This window comes from Streptomyces sp. URMC 127 (assembly GCF_051386535.1).
GTDB lineage: Bacteria > Actinomycetota > Actinomycetes > Streptomycetales > Streptomycetaceae > Streptomyces.
Window position 1 is genome coordinate 1 of sequence record NZ_JBPQTW010000162.1, and the last position, 15,841, is coordinate 15,841.

A 15,841-nucleotide genomic window follows, 5' to 3' on the forward strand; every position below is an offset into this window, starting at 1 on the left:
CCCCCCCCCCCCCCCCCCCCCCCCCCCCCCCCCCCCGCCGTGGTGCAAGGGCCGCTGTCAGGCCTCCGCCCGGAAGCCCCGCAGGCGGAGGCTGTTGCCGACGACGAAGACCGACGAGAAGGCCATCGCGGCTCCGGCGATCATCGGGTTCAGCAGCCCCGCGGCCGCCAGCGGCAGCGCCGCCACGTTGTAGGCGAAGGCCCAGAACAGGTTGGCCTTGATGGTGCCGAGCGTGCGGCGGGCCAGGCGGATCGCGTCGGCGGCGGTGCGCAGGTCGCCGCGGACGAGCGTGAGGTCGCCCGCCTCGATGGCGGCGTCGGTCCCGGTACCCATCGCCAGGCCCAGGTCCGCCCGGGCGAGCGCGGCCGCGTCGTTGACGCCGTCGCCGACCATGGCGACCGAACGTCCCTCGGCCTGCAGCCGCTTGACGACGTCCACCTTGTCCTGCGGCATGACCTCGGCGATCACCTCGCCGATGCCGACCTCGGCGGCGACGGCCTCGGCGACGGCCTTGTTGTCGCCGGTGAGCAGGATCGGCGTCAGGCCGAGCGCGCGCAGCCGGCGGACGGCCTCGGCACTGGTGCCCTTGACCGCGTCGGCCACCTCCAGCACCGCGCGGGCCGCGCCGTCCCAGGCGACGAGGACGGCCGTACGGCCGGCGGCCTCCGCGGTGTCCTTCGCCTCCTGCAGCCCGGCCGGCAGGGTCATCGCCCACTCGGCGAGCAGCTTCTCCCGGCCCACCAGCACCGCGTGCCCCTCGACCACGCCCTGCACGCCGAGGCCCGGCAGGTTGGCGAAGTCCTCCGGGACGGGCAGCTGCCCGGTCCGCTCGGCGGCACCGGCGGCGATCGCCCGGGCGATGGGGTGCTCGGAGGCGTGCTCCAGCGCGCCGGCCAGCCGCAGGGCCTCGGTCTCGCTCACGCCGTCGGCGGTGCGGACGGCGAGCAGGGTCATCCGGCCGGTCGTGACGGTGCCCGTCTTGTCGAGGACGATCGTGTCGGCCTTGCGGGTGGTCTCCAGGACCTCGGGGCCCTTGATGAGGATGCCGAGCTGGGCGCCGCGGCCGGTGCCGACCATCAGGGCGGTGGGCGTGGCGAGCCCCAGGGCGCACGGGCAGGCGATGATCAGCACCGCCACGGCGGCGGTGAACGCGGCGGTGGCACCGGCGCCCGTGGCGAGCCAGAAGCCGAGCGTGCCGAGCGCGAGGGCGATGACCACGGGCACGAAGACGGCGGAGATCCGGTCGGCGAGCCGCTGGGCCGCCGCCTTGCCGTTCTGCGCGTCCTCGACGAGCTTCGCCATCCGGGCCAGCTGCGTGTCGGCGCCGACCCGGCCCGCCTCCACGACGAGGCGGCCGCCCGCGTTGAGGGTCGCGCCGGTGACGGGGTCGCCCGCGCCGACCTCGACCGGGACCGACTCGCCGGTGAGCATCGAGGCGTCCACGGCGGAGCTGCCCTCGACCACGGTGCCGTCCGTGGCGATCTTCTCGCCGGGGCGGACGACGAAGCGGTCGCCGACGGCCAGACCGGAGACGGGGATGCGCTCCTCCTTCCCGCCCCGCAGGACCGTGACCTCCTTGGCGCCCAGCTCCATCAGCGCCCGCAGCGCGGCCCCCGCCTTGCGCTTGGAGCGCGCCTCGAAGTACCGGCCGGCCAGGATGAACGCGGTCACGCCCGCGGCCGCCTCCAGGTAGATGTTCTCCGCGCCGTCGCTGCGCGCGACCGTCAGGTCGAAGGAGTGCGTCATGCCCGGCATGCCCGCGTCGCCGAGGAACAGCGCCCACACCGACCACAGGAAGGCCGCCGAGACGCCCACCGAGATCAGGGTGTCCATGGTGGCCGCGCCGTGCCGGGCGTTGGTGACCGCGGCACGGTGGAAGGGCCAGGCGGCGTACGTCACGACCGGCGCCGTCAGCGTCAGCGACAGCCACTGCCAGTACGTGAACTGCAGGGCCGGCACCATCGCCAGCAGGATCACCGGCACGGCCAGCGTCACGGCGGTGACCAGCCGCTGCCGCAGCGTGCGCAGCTCGTCGCCCTCCCCGGCCGCCGCCTGCTCCGGGCCGGCCCCCGCCTCCGCCGCGGCGGGCGGTGCGGGCGGCTCGGCGGTGTAGCCGGTGGCCACCACCGTGGCGATCAGGTCGTCCACGGCGACGTCTCCGCCGTAGAAGACCCTGGCCTTCTCGGTCGCGTAGTTGACGGTGGCCTCGACGCCCTCCATGCGGTTGAGCTTCTTCTCGATGCGGGCGGCGCAGGAGGCGCAGGTCATGCCGCCGATCGCGAGTTCCACCTCGGCTGTTCCGGTGGTGCTTCCCGTAGTGCTCATCCCTGCTCCTCGCCGCTGTCCCCTCATACCCCTAGGGGGTATCTCTTGGGTTCATGTATACCCCTGGGGTGTATCCAATGCAAGGGGCGGCGACATGCCTGTGGCCCGTACCCCCGGGGGGTACGGGCCACAGGAAGACGGGGCACCTGCAGTAATACGCCGCAATCCGCCGGAACGGCCTACGGCTGGAGTCCGCCGAGGCGTCCCTCCAGGAGGACGAGGAGTTCGGCGAGCGTCTCCGCCAGCTCCGTCCGGCGCTCCCCGCCGAGCCCTTCCAGCAGCGCCGACTCGTAGTCCAGCTGGTGGGGGATCAGGCGGTCGATGAGCTCCCGGCCCTCCTCCGTCAGGGACAGGTGCGCCACGCGCCGGTCCCGCTCGTCCGCGCGGCGCGCGACCAGCTCGCGCGCTTCGAGCACCCGCAGCCGCTTGGTCACCGCCGCCCCCGACGCGAACGTCTCCCGCGCGATCTGGCCCGGGGTCAGCTCCCGGTCCGTGCGCCGCAGGGTGCCGAGGATGTCGAACTCCGCGCGCGTCAGGCCCTCCCGCACCAGCGGGGCGTCCGTGGCCTGCTGGAGCAGCGCCGCACAGCGGTTGAGCCTGCCGATCACGGCCATCGGCGCGGTGTCGAGTCCGGGGTGGACCTGCTGCCACTGCCGCAGCACGCGCGCGACGATGTCCTCGGTCACGGTGGTGATCCTTTCCAGTCGGTGCTCCGGGTAGATTCTGCCGCCCCGCCGGTGCCCGTCCGGAGGGAGGCTCAGAACGCCGCGCCGCCGGGGACGCGCTCCCGTACGAGTGAGGCCAGCGCGCGGTGGCCGTCCCGCTCGGCACGCTCAACGTGTTCCCCGGCCGGGGCCCGCCGCCACTCGCCGGCCGCGGTGTCGGCCGCCTCGCGCAGTTCGACGAGGGCGGCCGCGAGCCGGTCGCGGGCGGTGTCGCGGGTTGTGCCGGGGGCGCCTTCGGTGCCGCGGGCGCTTTCCGTGCCGGCCGGCACGGCGAGGGCCGCGGCGAGCGCCCTCTCCACCCGGGCCACGGCGGCCTCGACCCGCTCCGCCGCCCGCCGGTTGCCGACCAGCGCGCAGGCCAGCAGGCCCGTCGCCGCGCCGACGAGCGTATCGGTCCAGCGGTCGCCGACGAGCTCCCGGGCGGGGTGGCTGCCGCCGAATTCGGTCAGCAGCAGGGCCATCGGGGTGACGCAGACCGTGCCGAGCCAGTAGTTGCGGGAGATCAGCGCCTCGGCACCGGCCTGCAGGGCGAGCGCGGTCAGCACCATGGCCACGGCGCCGGTGCGGACCAGCGGCACGAGCGCGGCGAAGAGCAGCACGCCGAGGAGATTGCCCAGCACCCGCTGCAGCGCGCGGTGCCAGGACGGCACGGAAGCGGCCTGGACGACCGAGGCGGCCGTCACCACCGCCCAGTACGGGTGCCCGACGCCGCAGGCGAGCGACGCCCAGCCGCCGAGCGCGGCGCCGGTGAGCACCCGGGCGCCCGCGGGGAGGTGCGGGCGCAGCCGCACAGGCGGCGGGGGCAGGGCGCCCGGGCCGGGCACGGCGGGAGCGTCCCCGGGCAGGGGGCGGCCCTTGCGCAGGTCGCGCGCCCACGCCTCCCAGCGCCCGGCGTCCGCAGCCCCGGCCGGTGCGGCGCCCGGGGATGCCTGCCGGTCGTGGTCGGCCGGTGCGCCCGCCTCCAGGCGGGCGAGCCCCTCGTGGACGCGGGCGCGCACCTGCGCGGGTGCCCGGAGCAGCGCCTGCCAGGCGGCGTGCCGGGCGCGGGGAGCGGCTGCCGCGTCCGCCCGGACCGCGCGCGCCGCGGCCTCCAGGGCGCGGGCGGCGGCGATCCGGTCGGGGCCGTGCGGCCGGACGAGGGCGGGCGCCATGCAGACCAGCCACGCCCACAGTCCGCAGGCCAGGGTCAGCCCGAGGTGGAGCGGCAGGTCCGCCGCCCGCTGCGGTGCGAAGCACGCCGACGCCGAGACGAAGGTCAGGACGACGTTGCCGGGCGGGCCGGTGCGGGCGGCGTCGCACACCGTCTTCTGTACGGCCGCGAGCACCGCGGCGACCAGTACGAGGGCGGCGGGGGAGTCCGTCAGGGCAGCGGCGCCCAGGGCGACGCCGACGCCCGCCGTCATGCCGAGCACGACGAGGGCGAGCGCCCGGGCGCGGCCGGCGTACGGGCGGTCGTGGCCGTAGAGCGCGCACAGGGCGCCGGCGGAGGTGTACAGCGCGAGGTCCAGCCGGTCCGCCGCGAGCAGGGCGGCGTCCGGTACGGCCATGGCCACGACGGCGCTCAGGGCCGCCTTGTGGCGGGTGTCCGCCGGCCGGCCGAGCCGGAAGGCGGCGTGCAGGGTCCCGGGCAGGGCGGGTCGTCTCACCATGCCCCAAAGGTTAGCAAGTGTTTTACTCGCGAAATATATCGAGGGTGCGGGCCCGGCAGGCGGCCGGCGACCCCCACGCCGACCGCAGCGCCCGCGCCTTGCCCAGCCACAGCGACAGGTCGTACTCCGCGGTGTAGCCGATCGCACCGTGCAGCTGCAGCGCGGCCCGCGCCGCGGCCCACGCCGCGTCGGACGCGGCCGCCTTCGCCGCGGCGACCTCCGCCCCGGCGCCCGGCGCCCCCGCCGCCAGGGCCACGGCGGCGCCGTACACGAGCGGACCCGCGAACTCCAGCCCCACGCGCGTGTCCGCCAGCCGGTGCTTGACCGCCTGGAACGCGCCGACCGGCGAGCCGAACTGCCTGCGCTGCCCCACGTACGCCACCGTCCGCTCCAGCAGCGCCGCCCCCACGCCGAGCAGCTGCGCGGCCGCCGCGAACGCCGCCCAGTCCGCGGCGTGCCGCACCGCCTCGCGCACCGCCCGCCCCGACGCCACCGGCTCCGGCCCGCAGCGCGGCAGGGCGAGCCGCCGCGCCGGGTCCAGCGAAGGCTGCACGGGCCCGTGCCCGGCGGCCAGGAACAGGTCGTCCGTCCCGGCCGGCACCACGAACACCCCGTCGCACGCGTCCGCGTCCGGCGCGTACGGACTCCCGCCCGGCGCCCCCGGAAACGCCGCCGTCACCAGGGCCGCCCCCTCGCACACCCGCGGCAGCCAGGCCTCCGCGAGCACGGCCGGGCCGCCCGCCCCGGCCAGCCGGGCCAGCAGGGCCGTCACGGCGACCGTCTCCACGGCCGGGCCCGGCACCGCGTGCCGGCCCAGCTCGGTGAACGCCACCGCCGCCTCCGCCGGCAGCGGCCCCGCGCCGCCGTACGCCTCCGGCACCGCCAGCCCGAACACCCCCGCCCGCGCCACCCGCTCCCACACCGCGAGCCCGGGCCCGTGCTCACCGCGCGCCCAGGCCCGCACGGCCCCCGGGGTGTCCGCCGCGCCCAGCATCCGGCCGAGGGTGCGGGCGAAGTCCTGCTGCTCGGTGCCGAGTGCGAAGTCCATGCGGGCCGCTCCTGTGGGACGGGACGAGTGCATGCGTCTTTATCGGCCGTTCGCGGCCGTCACCGCGGCCGCTCCCGCCCCCTCGGCAGGCCCAGTAGCCGCTCCGCCACGATGTCGCGCTGGATCTCGTTCGTGCCCGCATAGACCGGGCCCGCCAGCGCGAAGATCCAGCCCTCCGCCCAGCCGCCGTGCGCCGGGGTGCCGGCCGCCCCGCCGGCCAGCTCGCCGTACGGGCCGAGCAGGTCGAGCGCCGTCTCGTGCAGGGCCAGGTCCAGCTCCGACCAGAAGAGCTTCGCAAGGCTCGGCTCCGCGCCCCGCGCCCCGCCCGGCGTGCACGCGAGCCGGTACCCGTACAGCTGGTAGGCGCGGGCCCGCACCACCGCGTCCGCCACCCGGTCGCGCAGCGCCGTGTCCCCGGGGTCGGCCGCCGCCCGCCACAGCGCGACGAGGCGGCGCGCGGCGGCCACGTAGCGGCCCGGGCTGCGCAGGCCGAGGCCGCGCTCGCTGCCGGCGGTGCTCATGGCGACGCGCCAGCCGTCGCCGGGCGCGCCCACGATGTCCCGGTCCGGCACGAACACCTCGTCCAGGAAGATCTCCGCGAACGCCGGCTTGCCGTCGAGCCGGGCGACCGGACGCACCGTCACCCCCTCGGCGTCCAGGCCGAACAGCGCGTACGTGAGTCCCTCGTGGGGCCGGCCCGCGGCGGCGTGGCTGCGGAACAGCCCGAAGGCCCGGTCGGCGAACGCGGCCCGCGAGGACCAGGCCTTCTGCCCGCTCAGCAGCCATCCGCCGGCCACCGGCACGGCCACCGACCGCAGGGACGCGAGGTCGGAGCCCGCCTCCGGCTCCGACCACGCCTGGGCCCACACCGTCTCCCCGCTCGCCATCGCGGGCAGGATCCGCGCGCGCTGCTCCCGCGTGCCGTGCTCGAACAGCGTCGGCGCCAGCAGGCCGGTCCCGTTCTGCGAGACCCGCGCGGGCGCACCGGCCGCCCAGTACTCCTCCTCGAAGAGGAGCCACTCCAGGAACGACCGGCCGCGGCCCCCGTACGCGGGCGGCCAGGTGACGGCCGACCAGCCGCCGGCGTGCAACGTCCGCTCCCACGCGCGGCGTTCGGCAAACCCCTCCGCGGTCTCCAGCGAGGGCAGCGGCGCGCGCGGCACGTGCGCGGCGAGCCAGGCGCGGGCCTCCGTGCGGAAGGCCTCCTGCCCGGGGGTGAGGTCCAGGTCCATCAGACGCCCTCCCCGTGCCCCGCCCTCGCCTTCATCGCCCGGGCGTCCATGCCGCCGAGCGGATCGCCGCCGGTCTCGGCGTTGTGCGCGTGCGCGAGATGGTGCAGGGCGAACGCCGCGTCGAGCCCGCCGTGCAGGCCCTGCAGGTCCTCGGCCTGGTTGACGGCGCGCTTGGCGAGGGCGAGGCCCATGCGCGGCATCGCGGCGACCCGCTCGGCGAGTTCGCGGGTGCGCGCCGCCAGGTGATCGCGCGGCACGACGCGGTTGACCATGCCGAGCTCGTGGGCGCGCCGCGCCGTCATCCGGTCGCCCGTGTAGAGGAGTTCCTTCGCGACGCGCGGCGGCAGCGCCCACGGGTGCGCGAAGTACTCCACGCCGGGGACGCCCATCCGCACCACCGGGTCGGCGAAGAAGGCGTCCTCGCTGGCGACGATCAGGTCGCAGACCCAGGCCAGCATCAGACCGCCCGCCACGCAGGCGCCCTGCACCGAGGCGATCAGCGGCTTGGGCAGCTCGCGCCAGCGGCGGCACATGCCCAGGTAGACCTCGGACTCGCGCGCGAAGCGGCTCTCCGCGCCCGCCTTGCCGCAGTGGTCCCACCACAGGCCCGCCCGGCGGTCGAACGGCAGGTGGGCGTCGCGCCCGGGCGTGCCGATGTCGTGGCCGGACGAGAAGTGCGCGCCCGCACCCGCGAGGACGATCACCTTGACGGCGTCGTCGGCCGCCGCCTCGTAGAAGGCCGTGTCCAGGGCGTACGTCATCGCGGAGTTCTGGGCGTTGCGGTACGCGGGCCGGTTCATGGTGACCGTCGCGACGGGGCCGGTGCGTTCGCAGCGCACCACAGGGTCAGTGGCCATCAGGCATCCTTCCCTAACAAGTGTTTGGTAGGTTAACGTCCCCTCATGAGCAGCGTCGAGAGCTCCGGCCCGCCGCCGTACGTCCCCGGCCACGACCTGCTGTCCGGCCGCACCGCCGTCATCACCGCCGCGGCCGGCGCCGGCATCGGCGCCGCGACCGCCCGCCGCTTCCTGGAGGAGGGCGCCCGCGTCGTTCTCGGCGACCGGCACGCCCGCAGGCTGCGCGTCGCCGTGGCCGCGCTGAGCGAGGAGTTCGGCGGCCGGCAGGTCGCCGGCCTGCCCTGCGACGTCACCGACGAGGGGCAGGTCGCCGCCCTCTTCGAGCTGGCCGAGGAGCGGCACGGCGCCCTCGACGTCGTCGTCAACAACGCGGGCCTCGGCGGCACCGCGGAGCTCGCCGAGATGACCGACGAGCAGTGGGAAGCCGTCGTCGGCACCACCCTCGGCGGCACCTTCCGCTGCACCCGGGCCGCCCTGCGCCGCATGCGCGCCCGCGGCACCGGCGGCGTCGTCGTCAACAACGCCTCCGTCGCCGGCTGGCGCGCCCAGCACGGACAGGCCCACTACGCCGCCGCCAAGGCCGGCGTCATGGCGCTCACGCGCTGCGCGGCCGTGGAGGCCGCCGCCTACGGCGTCCGCGTCAACGCCGTCGCGCCGAGCCTCGCCCTCCACCCCCACCTCGCCAAGGTCACCACCCCGGAGCTGCTCGACGAGCTGGCGCGGCGCGAGGCGTTCGGGCGGGCCGCCGAACCCTGGGAGGTCGCCAACGTGATCGTCTTCCTCGCCAGCGCCTACTCCTCGTACATGACCGGGGAGACGGTCTCCGTCAGCAGCCAGCGCGCGTGACGGCACCGGACCGACAGGTGACCGACAATGTCCCCGTGCCGAACAGCAAGAAGACCACCACCGAGCGGCCCGCGCCCGAGCGGCGCGGCGAGCTCCTCGCGACCGCCGCCGAGGTGTTCGCCGCGCACGGCTACAACGCCACCACCGTGCGGCGCATCGCCGACGAGGCCGGGCTCCTCGCCGGGAGCCTCTACTACCACTTCGACTCCAAGGAGTCGATGCTGGACGAGATCCTGTCGGCCTTCCTCGACGAGCTGTGGGCCGGCTACGACGCGGTGCTCGCCGCCGGGCTCGGTCCGCGGGAGACCCTGGAGGCCCTGGTCACCGAGTCGTTCCGGGAGATCGACCGGCACCGCCCCGCCGTCGCCATCTACCAGCGCGAGGCGCGCCACCTCGCCGCGCAGCCGCGCTTCGCCTACCTCGCCGAGTCCCAGCGCAGGTTCGAGGAGGCCTGGCTGGGCACCCTGCGGCGCGGCACGGCGGCCGGCGTCTTCCGCGCCGACCTCGACGTCCGGCTCGCCTACCGCTTCGTGCGCGACACCGTGTGGGTCGCCGCGTCCTGGTACCGGCCGGGCGGCGCGCACAGCCCCGAGGAGATCGCCCGTCAGTACTTGTCGATGGTGCTGGAGGGCATCGCCGTACGCGAATGACCCGAGGGACACCGAGGAGTGATCGGCCATGGCCGAGGCATACATCGCCGGAGCGGTCCGCACCCCCGCAGGACGGCGCGGCGGCGGGCTCTCCGCCGCCCACCCCGCCGACCTCGGCGCGCACGTCCTGCGCGCCCTGATGGAGCGCACGGGCGTGGACCCGGCCGCCGTCGAGGACGTGGTCTTCGGCTGCCTGGACGCGGTCGGGCCGCAGGCCGGCGACATCGCCCGGACGAGCTGGCTGGCCGCCGGGCTGCCCGAGGAGGTCCCCGGCGTCACCGTCGACCGGCAGTGCGGATCCGGCCAGCAGGCCGTCCACTTCGCCGCCCAGGCCGTCCTCTCCGGCACCCAGGACCTCGTCGTGGCGGGCGGCGTCCAGAACATGTCGCAGATCCCCCTCGCCTACGCCGTCCACCGCGCGGCCGTCCCGCTGGGCCTCACCGAGGGCCCGTTCGCCGGCTCGGAGGGCTGGCGGGCGCGCTACGGCGACCGGCCCGTCAGCCAGTTCCACGGCGCCGAACTCATCGCCCGGCAGTGGGAGATCGGCCGGCCGGCCATGGAGGAGTACGCGCTGCTGTCGCACCGGCGGGCCGTGCGCGCCGCCGACGAGGGCCGCTTCGACCGCGAACTCGCCCCGTACGGCGGCCTGACCGCCGACGAGGGGCCCCGCAGGGACACCTCCCTCGCGAAGATGGCCGCGCTGCCCCCGGTCGTGGAAGGCGGCCGGCTGACCGCCGCGCTCTCCTCGCAGATCTCCGACGGCGCGGCCGCCCTGCTGCTCGCGAGCGAGCGCGCCGTGCGCGACCACGGGCTGACCCCGCGCGCCCGCGTCCACCACCTCTCCGTACGCGGCGAGGACCCCGTTCGCATGCTGACCGCACCCATCCCGGCCACGGCCCACGCGCTCAAGAAGGCCGGGCTGACGATCGGGGACATCGACCTCTTCGAGGTCAACGAGGCGTTCGCCCCCGTCGTCCTGGCCTGGCTCCGCGAGACCGGCGCCGACCCGGAGAAGGTCAACGTCAACGGCGGCGCCATCGCGCTGGGCCACCCCCTGGGCGCGAGCGGAGCGAAGCTGATGACGACGCTGCTGCACGAACTGGAGCGCACCGGCGGCCGCTACGGCCTGCAGACGATGTGCGAGGGAGGCGGACAGGCGAACGTGACCATCATCGAACGGCTGTGAGCCGCCTGCCGGCCGGGGCTCGTTGCAGGTCCTATCCGGCGGCGCCGTGCTCCGCGAGCGCCACCAGCACCTCCTCCGCCTCCGCCATCACCCGCTCCACCAGCTCGGCGCACGTCGGCAGGTCGTCGATGGCACCGGCGACCTGTCCCGCGGCCATCACCCCCAGATCCGTACGCCCGTCCACCATGGCGGCCTTCAGCAGCACGGGCGTGCCGGCTGCCAGCGCCACCTGGCTCCACGTCAGTCCGCGGGCGCGCCGCATCGCCAGGCCGTCCCGCACCAGCTGCCGCCGGCTCATCCCCGACAAGGCCCGGAAGGCCGCCGCGTGCCGCAGCGCGCGGACGAGCCCGCCGAGCCGCCCCGAGCGCTCCAGGCCCGCGACGAAGGGCGTGCGCAGCATCCGGTGGGGGAGGCCGTCGACCTTCGTCGTGACCACGACGTCCCGCACCGTCGCCGCGAGGTAGGCCGCCTTGACCGCCTCCGGCACCGGGCTGTCGGCGGTCAGCAGGAAACGCGTGCCCATGGCGACCCCGGCGGCGCCGAACGCCAGGGCCGCCACCAGGCCGCGCCCGTCGCGGAAGCCGCCCGCCGCCACGACCGGGATCCCCACGGCGTCCACCACCTGCGGCAGCAGGACGGTCGTGGCGACCTCGCCCGTGTGGCCGCCGCCCTCGCCGCCCTGCACGACGACCGCGTCCGCGCCCCACGCGGCGACCTTCTCGGCGTGGCGCCGGGCGCCCACGGACGGCACGACGAGCACCCCGGCGCCCTTGAGCCGGGCGATCAGCTCCCGGGACGGGGCCAGCGCGAACGACGCGACCCGCACCCCCTCCTCGATCAGGATGTCCACTCGCTCCCGGGCGTCGCCCGCGTCCGCCCGCAGGTTGACCCCGAAGGGCTGCCCCGCCGTACGGGACCGCACCTTCCTGATCGCCGCCCTGAGCGCGTCGGGCGTCATGGTCGCCGAACCGAGGATGCCGAGCGCGCCCGCGTTCGCCGCGGCCGACACCAGCCGCGGCCCCGCGACCCAGCCCATGCCCGTCTGCACGAGCGGGTGCCGGACACCCACCAGCTCCGTCAGCGCCGTCCTCATCCCCCCACCTCCCGCGCGCACAGCCCGTCCGGGTCGATGACCTCCCGGATCAGCCGCAGCTCCTCGGCGGAGGGCAGGCGCGTACGCGGCACGCCGGGCGGCACCTCCAGCGGGAAGCCCGTGGCCGCACGGAGTTCCTCCGCACTCACGCCCGGGTGCAGCGAACGGACCCGCATCGTGCGGTCGGCCGTCTCGAAGTCGAGCACCGCCAGGTCGGTAACCACCCGCGGGATGCGGTGGAAGCGCGCCGCCGACGGCCCCGCGGCGGCCGCCCGGTCGTAGCCGACGCCGCTCACCATGTCGGCCTTCGCGACGAGCACGCGCGGCGAGTGCCGGGGGATCCAGTAACTCGTGGGATTATTGACGGTGTTGGCCGGTGCCCCGCGGACGCCCAGGAGCTGCCGCGCGGGACGCCGCCAGTCGCCGATGCAGGAGATGTTCTGGTTGCCGTGCCGGTCGAGCTGGGCCGCGCCCATCATCACGTGCCGCCGCCCGCCCGCGACCAGCGCCAGGTGACGGCGGTACGGCAGCCACCCCTCGACCGTGCGGGCCTTCGCGCCCAGCGCGGGCACGTCCGCGACCAGCAAGGCCTCCCCGTCCGTGAGCAGCAGGTCCGGGGCGAAGGTGAGCCGGGCGAGCCGCGCCCCCGCCGTCGGCACCACCCCCATCGGCGCGGCGAGCACCTCCCCGGCGCCGCGCCACGCCTCCGCGCACGCCACGACGCACACCTCGGCCCGTCCCGCCGGTCCGGCGCTCATGCCGCGCCCCGCGCGAAGCCGGCGACCGCGGCCCGGTAGGCGTCCTCGTCGCCCGACAGGAAGCGGGCGGTGAACGCGCGCCAGGCCGCCGGGTCGGCCGCGGCCGCCGCGTACGCCGCCTGGAACGCCTCGTCGCGGTCGTAGTCCGGGACGCAGGAGGTGAAGTGCGCCCCGCCCGGCGCCTCGACGACGCCGTTGACGCAGGTCCGCTGCACCAGGAGCGTCTGCGGGCCGGCGTGCCGGGTGAACTCGGCGCTGTCGACGATCCGTTCGCAGGAGACGTACGCCTCGCGCGCCGCCTCGCAGAACAGGTCGTCGAAGTACGGGTCCGGGCCCAGGTACTGGGCGTTGCCGTGCGCGTCCGCCCGGTTCAGGTGCACCAGGGCCGCGTCCAGGGTGAGCGCCGGGACCGCGACGAGCTCCTCGCCGTCCTCGTAGGGGGACGTCACGGTGCGCAGCCGGGGGTTGACGGTCATGACGTCCGAGCCGAGGCCCGCGCGTACGGGCAGGAACGGCAGCCGGTGCGCGGCGGCCGTCAGCCCCCACATGACCATCGCCTCGTCGAGCTCGACCAGTTCGATCTCACCGCGCTGGCGGGCGGCGCGGAAGTGCGGTTCGAGCGGGACCGAGTCGAGCGTCGCGAAAGCGGCGACGAGCTTGCGGACCCGGCCGGCGGCCACCAGCAGCCCGACGTCCGGGCCGCCGTACGAGACCACCGTGAGGTCGCGGACGTCCGAGCGCAGCAGGGCCCGGACGAGGGCCATGGGCTTGCGCCGGGAGCCCCAGCCGCCGATGCCGACGGTCATGCCGCTCGCGAGACGGGAGACGGCTTCGTCGGCGGTCATGGTCTTGTCGGCCCTGTTCGTCACGGCGCTGTTCGTGACGGCGCTGTTCGTGACGGCGCTGTTCGTCATGGTGCTTTCCCCTCCTCCTGCCGGTCGTCCTGCCGTCCGAACGCCTCGCGCAGGCGGTTGCCCGCCCCGCACAGGCCCGCCTCGAAGGTGAAACCCTGCTCGTAGCGGTAGCTGCGGCGCACGTCGACCGGGTCGATGCCGTTGAGCGCCGACTTCGCCAGCCGCAGCAGCACGCCGTCCTTCGCGGCGATCTCCCGCGCCAGCTCCAGGGCCGCGGCGCGGAGCCCGCCGCGCGGCACGACGCGCCAGACGGAGCCGTGCCGGTGCAGCTCGTGTGCCGTGACGGTGCGTGAGGTGAAGTAGAGGGTGCGCATGAGGTGCTGGGGGACGAGCCGTGCCAGGTGCGTCGCGGCGCCGAGCGCGCCGCGGTCCAGCTCGGGCAGGCCGAAGACGGCGTCCTCCGTGGCGACGACGGCGTCCGCGTTGCCCGCCAGGCCGACCCCGCCGCCCAGGCAGAAGCCGTGCACGGCGGCGATCACCGGCACCGGGCAGTCGTAGACCGCCGAAAAGGCCGCAGCGCAGCCGTGGTTGGCGCCGATCAGGGCCTCGTGGCCGGGGGAGCTCCGGATCTCCTTGAGGTCCACGCCGGCGTTGAAGCCGCGGCCCGCGGCCTCCAGCACGACGCAGCGGACAGCGCTGTCGGCCCCGGCCGTGCCGACCGCGGCTGCGAGGTCGTACCAGCCCTGCACGGGAAGGGCGTTGACCGGCGGGAAGTCCACGGTGACGACGGCGACGGCCGGTTCGGGGCGTGAGGTGGAGACACTCATCGGAGGATCCGCTACCTTTCCACCAAACGTTTGTTAGGTCGTGCGGTGGTGTCGACGGTAGCAGCGCACGACCCGCCGTGGGAGGTGGCACCATGCCGACCGGCACGAGGCACACCGGGGCGCGCACCGTCGTCGTCACCGGCGGCACGCGCGGAGTCGGCGCGGGCATCGCACGCGCCTTCCTGCGCTCCGGCGCGCGCGTCGTCGTCTGCGCCCGCCGGCCGCCGGAGCGGCCCGTCACCGCCGCCGGGCGCACCGCCCGCCACCTGTCCGCGGACCTGCGCGACGAGGCCGCCGTCAGCGGCCTCTTCGACCGCGTGGCTGCCGAGTACGGGCGGCTCGACGTCCTCGTGAACAACGCGGGCGGCACGCCCTACCGGCCGCTCGCGGCGGCCGGCGCCGGCCGGCACGCCCGCATCGTCGCCCTCAACCTCCTCGCACCGCTGACCGCGTCGCTCGCCGCGTACCCGCTGCTGCGCGAACGGCCCGGCGGCTGCGTGCTGATGGTCGGCAGCGTGAGCGGTACCCGGCCCTCGCCCGGCACCGCCGCCTACGGAGCGGCCAAGGCCGGCCTGCACAGCCTCGCGCGCACCATGGCCGTCGAATGGGCGCCGGACGTCCGCGTCAACACCCTCGTCCCGGGCCCGGTGCGCACCGAATCCGCCCGTCTCCACTACGGCGACGCGGCCGGGCTCGCCGCCGTCGCCCGCACCGTGCCCGCCGGACGGCTTGCCGAGCCCGACGAGATCGGCGCCGCCGCCGTTTTCCTCGCCTCCGCCGAGGCCGCCCACATCACCGGCGCCGAACTGCTCGTCCACGGCGGCGGGGAACGCCCGGCCTTCCTCGCCGCCGCCACCGTCAACCACGAGAGCCACGAGGAGCCGCCGGCATGACCGGAATCTGCACCGGGCGCGTCGCCGCCGTCACCGGAGCCGGCCGCGGCCTCGGCCGGGCGCACGCGCTCGCCTTCGCCGCGGAGGGCGCACGGGTCGTCGTCAACGAAGCGGAGCCGTCGGCCGGCGAGGCGCGGAGCGTGGTGGACGAGATCCGCGCGCGGGGCGGCGACGCCGTCCCGCACACCGGCGACATCTCCACGGACGAGGGCGCGGCCTCCCTCGTCGCCGCGGCCCTCGGCGCCTACGGGCGGCTCGACACGCTCGTCAACAACGCCGGCATCCTGCGCGACCGGATGCTCGTCAATCTTGGCGAGGACGACTGGGACGCGGTCGTCGCCGTCCACCTCAAAGGCCACTTCCTGACGCTTCGCCACGCCGCCGCGCACTGGCGCGCCGAGCACAAGGCCGGGCGGACGCCGGGAGCGCGCGTCGTCAACACGACGTCCGGAGCGGGGCTGCTGGGCAGCGTAGGGCAGGCCAACTACGCCGCGGCGAAGGCGGGCATCGTCGCCCTGACGCTGGTGGCCGCCGCGGAACTGGGCCGCTACGGCGTCCAGGTCAACGCCGTCGCGCCCGCCGCGCGCACCCGGATGACCGAGAAGACGTTCGCGGCGGCGATGGCCGCGCCCGCCGTCGGCTTCGACGCGATGGCTCCCGCCAACGTCTCCCCGCTGGTGGTCTGGCTCGGCTCGGCGGACTCCGCCGGCGTCACCGGCCAGGTCTTCGCGGCGGAGGGCGGCCGCATCACGGTCATGGAAGGCTGGCACCCGGGCCCACTCGCCGACAAGGGCGACCGCTGGACCCCGGGGGAGGCGGGGAAGGCGGTACGGGACCTGCTGGCGGGCGCGCGACCGCCGGGGAGGGCGTACGGGCGCACCGCGGCGCCCCTGTCCAG

General features: G+C 76.1%; 15 protein-coding genes. 5 read left to right on the forward strand and 10 right to left on the reverse strand.

The window, feature by feature from the left end:
• Positions 1–57: 57 nt before the first annotated feature.
• From ACSNOH_RS25730 to ACSNOH_RS25755, 6 genes are all read right to left on the reverse strand, one after another.
• Positions 58–2,325: a heavy metal translocating P-type ATPase gene (locus ACSNOH_RS25730; protein WP_436723798.1), complete on the reverse strand. Its 2,268-nt coding sequence runs from the start codon at positions 2,323–2,325 to the stop codon at positions 58–60.
• Between the two features lie 179 nt (positions 2,326–2,504).
• Positions 2,505–3,011, reverse strand: coding sequence for a MarR family winged helix-turn-helix transcriptional regulator (locus tag ACSNOH_RS25735; RefSeq protein WP_436723799.1), 507 nt, complete (start codon positions 3,009–3,011; stop codon positions 2,505–2,507).
• Positions 3,012–3,082: 71 nt separating this feature from the next.
• Entirely contained in the window at positions 3,083–4,699 is a 1,617-nt protein-coding gene (locus ACSNOH_RS25740; protein ID WP_436723800.1) for an FUSC family protein, read from the reverse strand.
• Between the two features lie 22 nt (positions 4,700–4,721).
• Positions 4,722–5,747: an acyl-CoA dehydrogenase family protein gene (locus ACSNOH_RS25745; protein ID WP_436723801.1), complete on the reverse strand. Its 1,026-nt coding sequence runs from the start codon at positions 5,745–5,747 to the stop codon at positions 4,722–4,724.
• A 59-nt stretch (positions 5,748–5,806) separates the two neighbouring features.
• A complete protein-coding gene (locus ACSNOH_RS25750) occupies positions 5,807–6,979 on the reverse strand; it encodes an acyl-CoA dehydrogenase family protein (RefSeq protein ID WP_436723802.1) in 1,173 nt (390 codons plus the stop codon).
• Positions 6,979–7,836 (reverse strand): enoyl-CoA hydratase, encoded by an 858-nt coding sequence (locus tag ACSNOH_RS25755; protein WP_436723803.1) that lies wholly within the window; start codon positions 7,834–7,836, stop codon positions 6,979–6,981. The genes ACSNOH_RS25750 and ACSNOH_RS25755 overlap by 1 nt, the downstream gene beginning before the upstream one ends.
• 45 nt (positions 7,837–7,881) lie before the next feature.
• Between ACSNOH_RS25755 and ACSNOH_RS25760 the strand changes: the two genes are divergently transcribed.
• Genes ACSNOH_RS25760 through ACSNOH_RS25770 form a run of 3 tightly spaced genes read left to right on the forward strand, consistent with a single transcriptional unit; the run spans position 7,882 to position 10,518 of the window.
• Positions 7,882–8,682, forward strand: a complete 801-nt coding sequence (locus ACSNOH_RS25760) for an SDR family oxidoreductase (RefSeq protein ID WP_436723804.1) — start codon at positions 7,882–7,884, stop codon at positions 8,680–8,682.
• A gap of 35 nt (positions 8,683–8,717) precedes the next feature.
• Entirely contained in the window at positions 8,718–9,332 is a 615-nt protein-coding gene (locus ACSNOH_RS25765) for a TetR/AcrR family transcriptional regulator (RefSeq protein ID WP_436723805.1), read from the forward strand.
• Positions 9,333–9,360: 28 nt separating this feature from the next.
• Positions 9,361–10,518 (forward strand): acetyl-CoA C-acetyltransferase, encoded by a 1,158-nt coding sequence (locus tag ACSNOH_RS25770; RefSeq protein WP_436723806.1) that lies wholly within the window; start codon positions 9,361–9,363, stop codon positions 10,516–10,518.
• Positions 10,519–10,549: 31 nt separating this feature from the next.
• On the opposite strand, the gene ACSNOH_RS25775 is transcribed toward ACSNOH_RS25770, so the two are convergent.
• Genes ACSNOH_RS25775 through ACSNOH_RS25790 form a run of 4 tightly spaced genes read right to left on the reverse strand, consistent with a single transcriptional unit; the run spans position 10,550 to position 14,050 of the window.
• Complete coding sequence (locus ACSNOH_RS25775; protein ID WP_436723807.1) at positions 10,550–11,611, reverse strand: NAD(P)H-dependent flavin oxidoreductase; 1,062 nt, start codon at positions 11,609–11,611, stop codon at positions 10,550–10,552.
• Positions 11,608–12,369, reverse strand: a complete 762-nt coding sequence (locus ACSNOH_RS25780; RefSeq protein ID WP_436723808.1) for a CoA-transferase subunit beta — start codon at positions 12,367–12,369, stop codon at positions 11,608–11,610. The genes ACSNOH_RS25775 and ACSNOH_RS25780 overlap by 4 nt, the downstream gene beginning before the upstream one ends.
• Entirely contained in the window at positions 12,366–13,283 is a 918-nt protein-coding gene (locus ACSNOH_RS25785; RefSeq protein WP_436723809.1) for a CoA transferase subunit A, read from the reverse strand. Before ACSNOH_RS25785 ends, ACSNOH_RS25780 begins: the two co-directional genes overlap by 4 nt.
• Positions 13,280–14,050 carry an enoyl-CoA hydratase family protein gene (locus tag ACSNOH_RS25790; protein ID WP_436723810.1) on the reverse strand — a complete coding sequence of 257 codons (771 nt, stop codon included), beginning with the start codon at positions 14,048–14,050 and terminating at the stop codon, positions 13,280–13,282. Before ACSNOH_RS25790 ends, ACSNOH_RS25785 begins: the two co-directional genes overlap by 4 nt.
• A gap of 92 nt (positions 14,051–14,142) precedes the next feature.
• Here ACSNOH_RS25790 and ACSNOH_RS25795 point away from each other — a divergent pair, with 92 nt between their 5' ends.
• Both ACSNOH_RS25795 and ACSNOH_RS25800 read left to right on the forward strand, forming a co-directional pair.
• Complete coding sequence (locus ACSNOH_RS25795; RefSeq protein ID WP_436723811.1) at positions 14,143–14,943, forward strand: SDR family oxidoreductase; 801 nt, start codon at positions 14,143–14,145, stop codon at positions 14,941–14,943.
• On the forward strand, positions 14,940–15,841 hold a 902-nt coding region (locus ACSNOH_RS25800), incomplete at its 3' end, for an SDR family oxidoreductase (protein WP_436723812.1). The genes ACSNOH_RS25795 and ACSNOH_RS25800, both read left to right, overlap by 4 nt.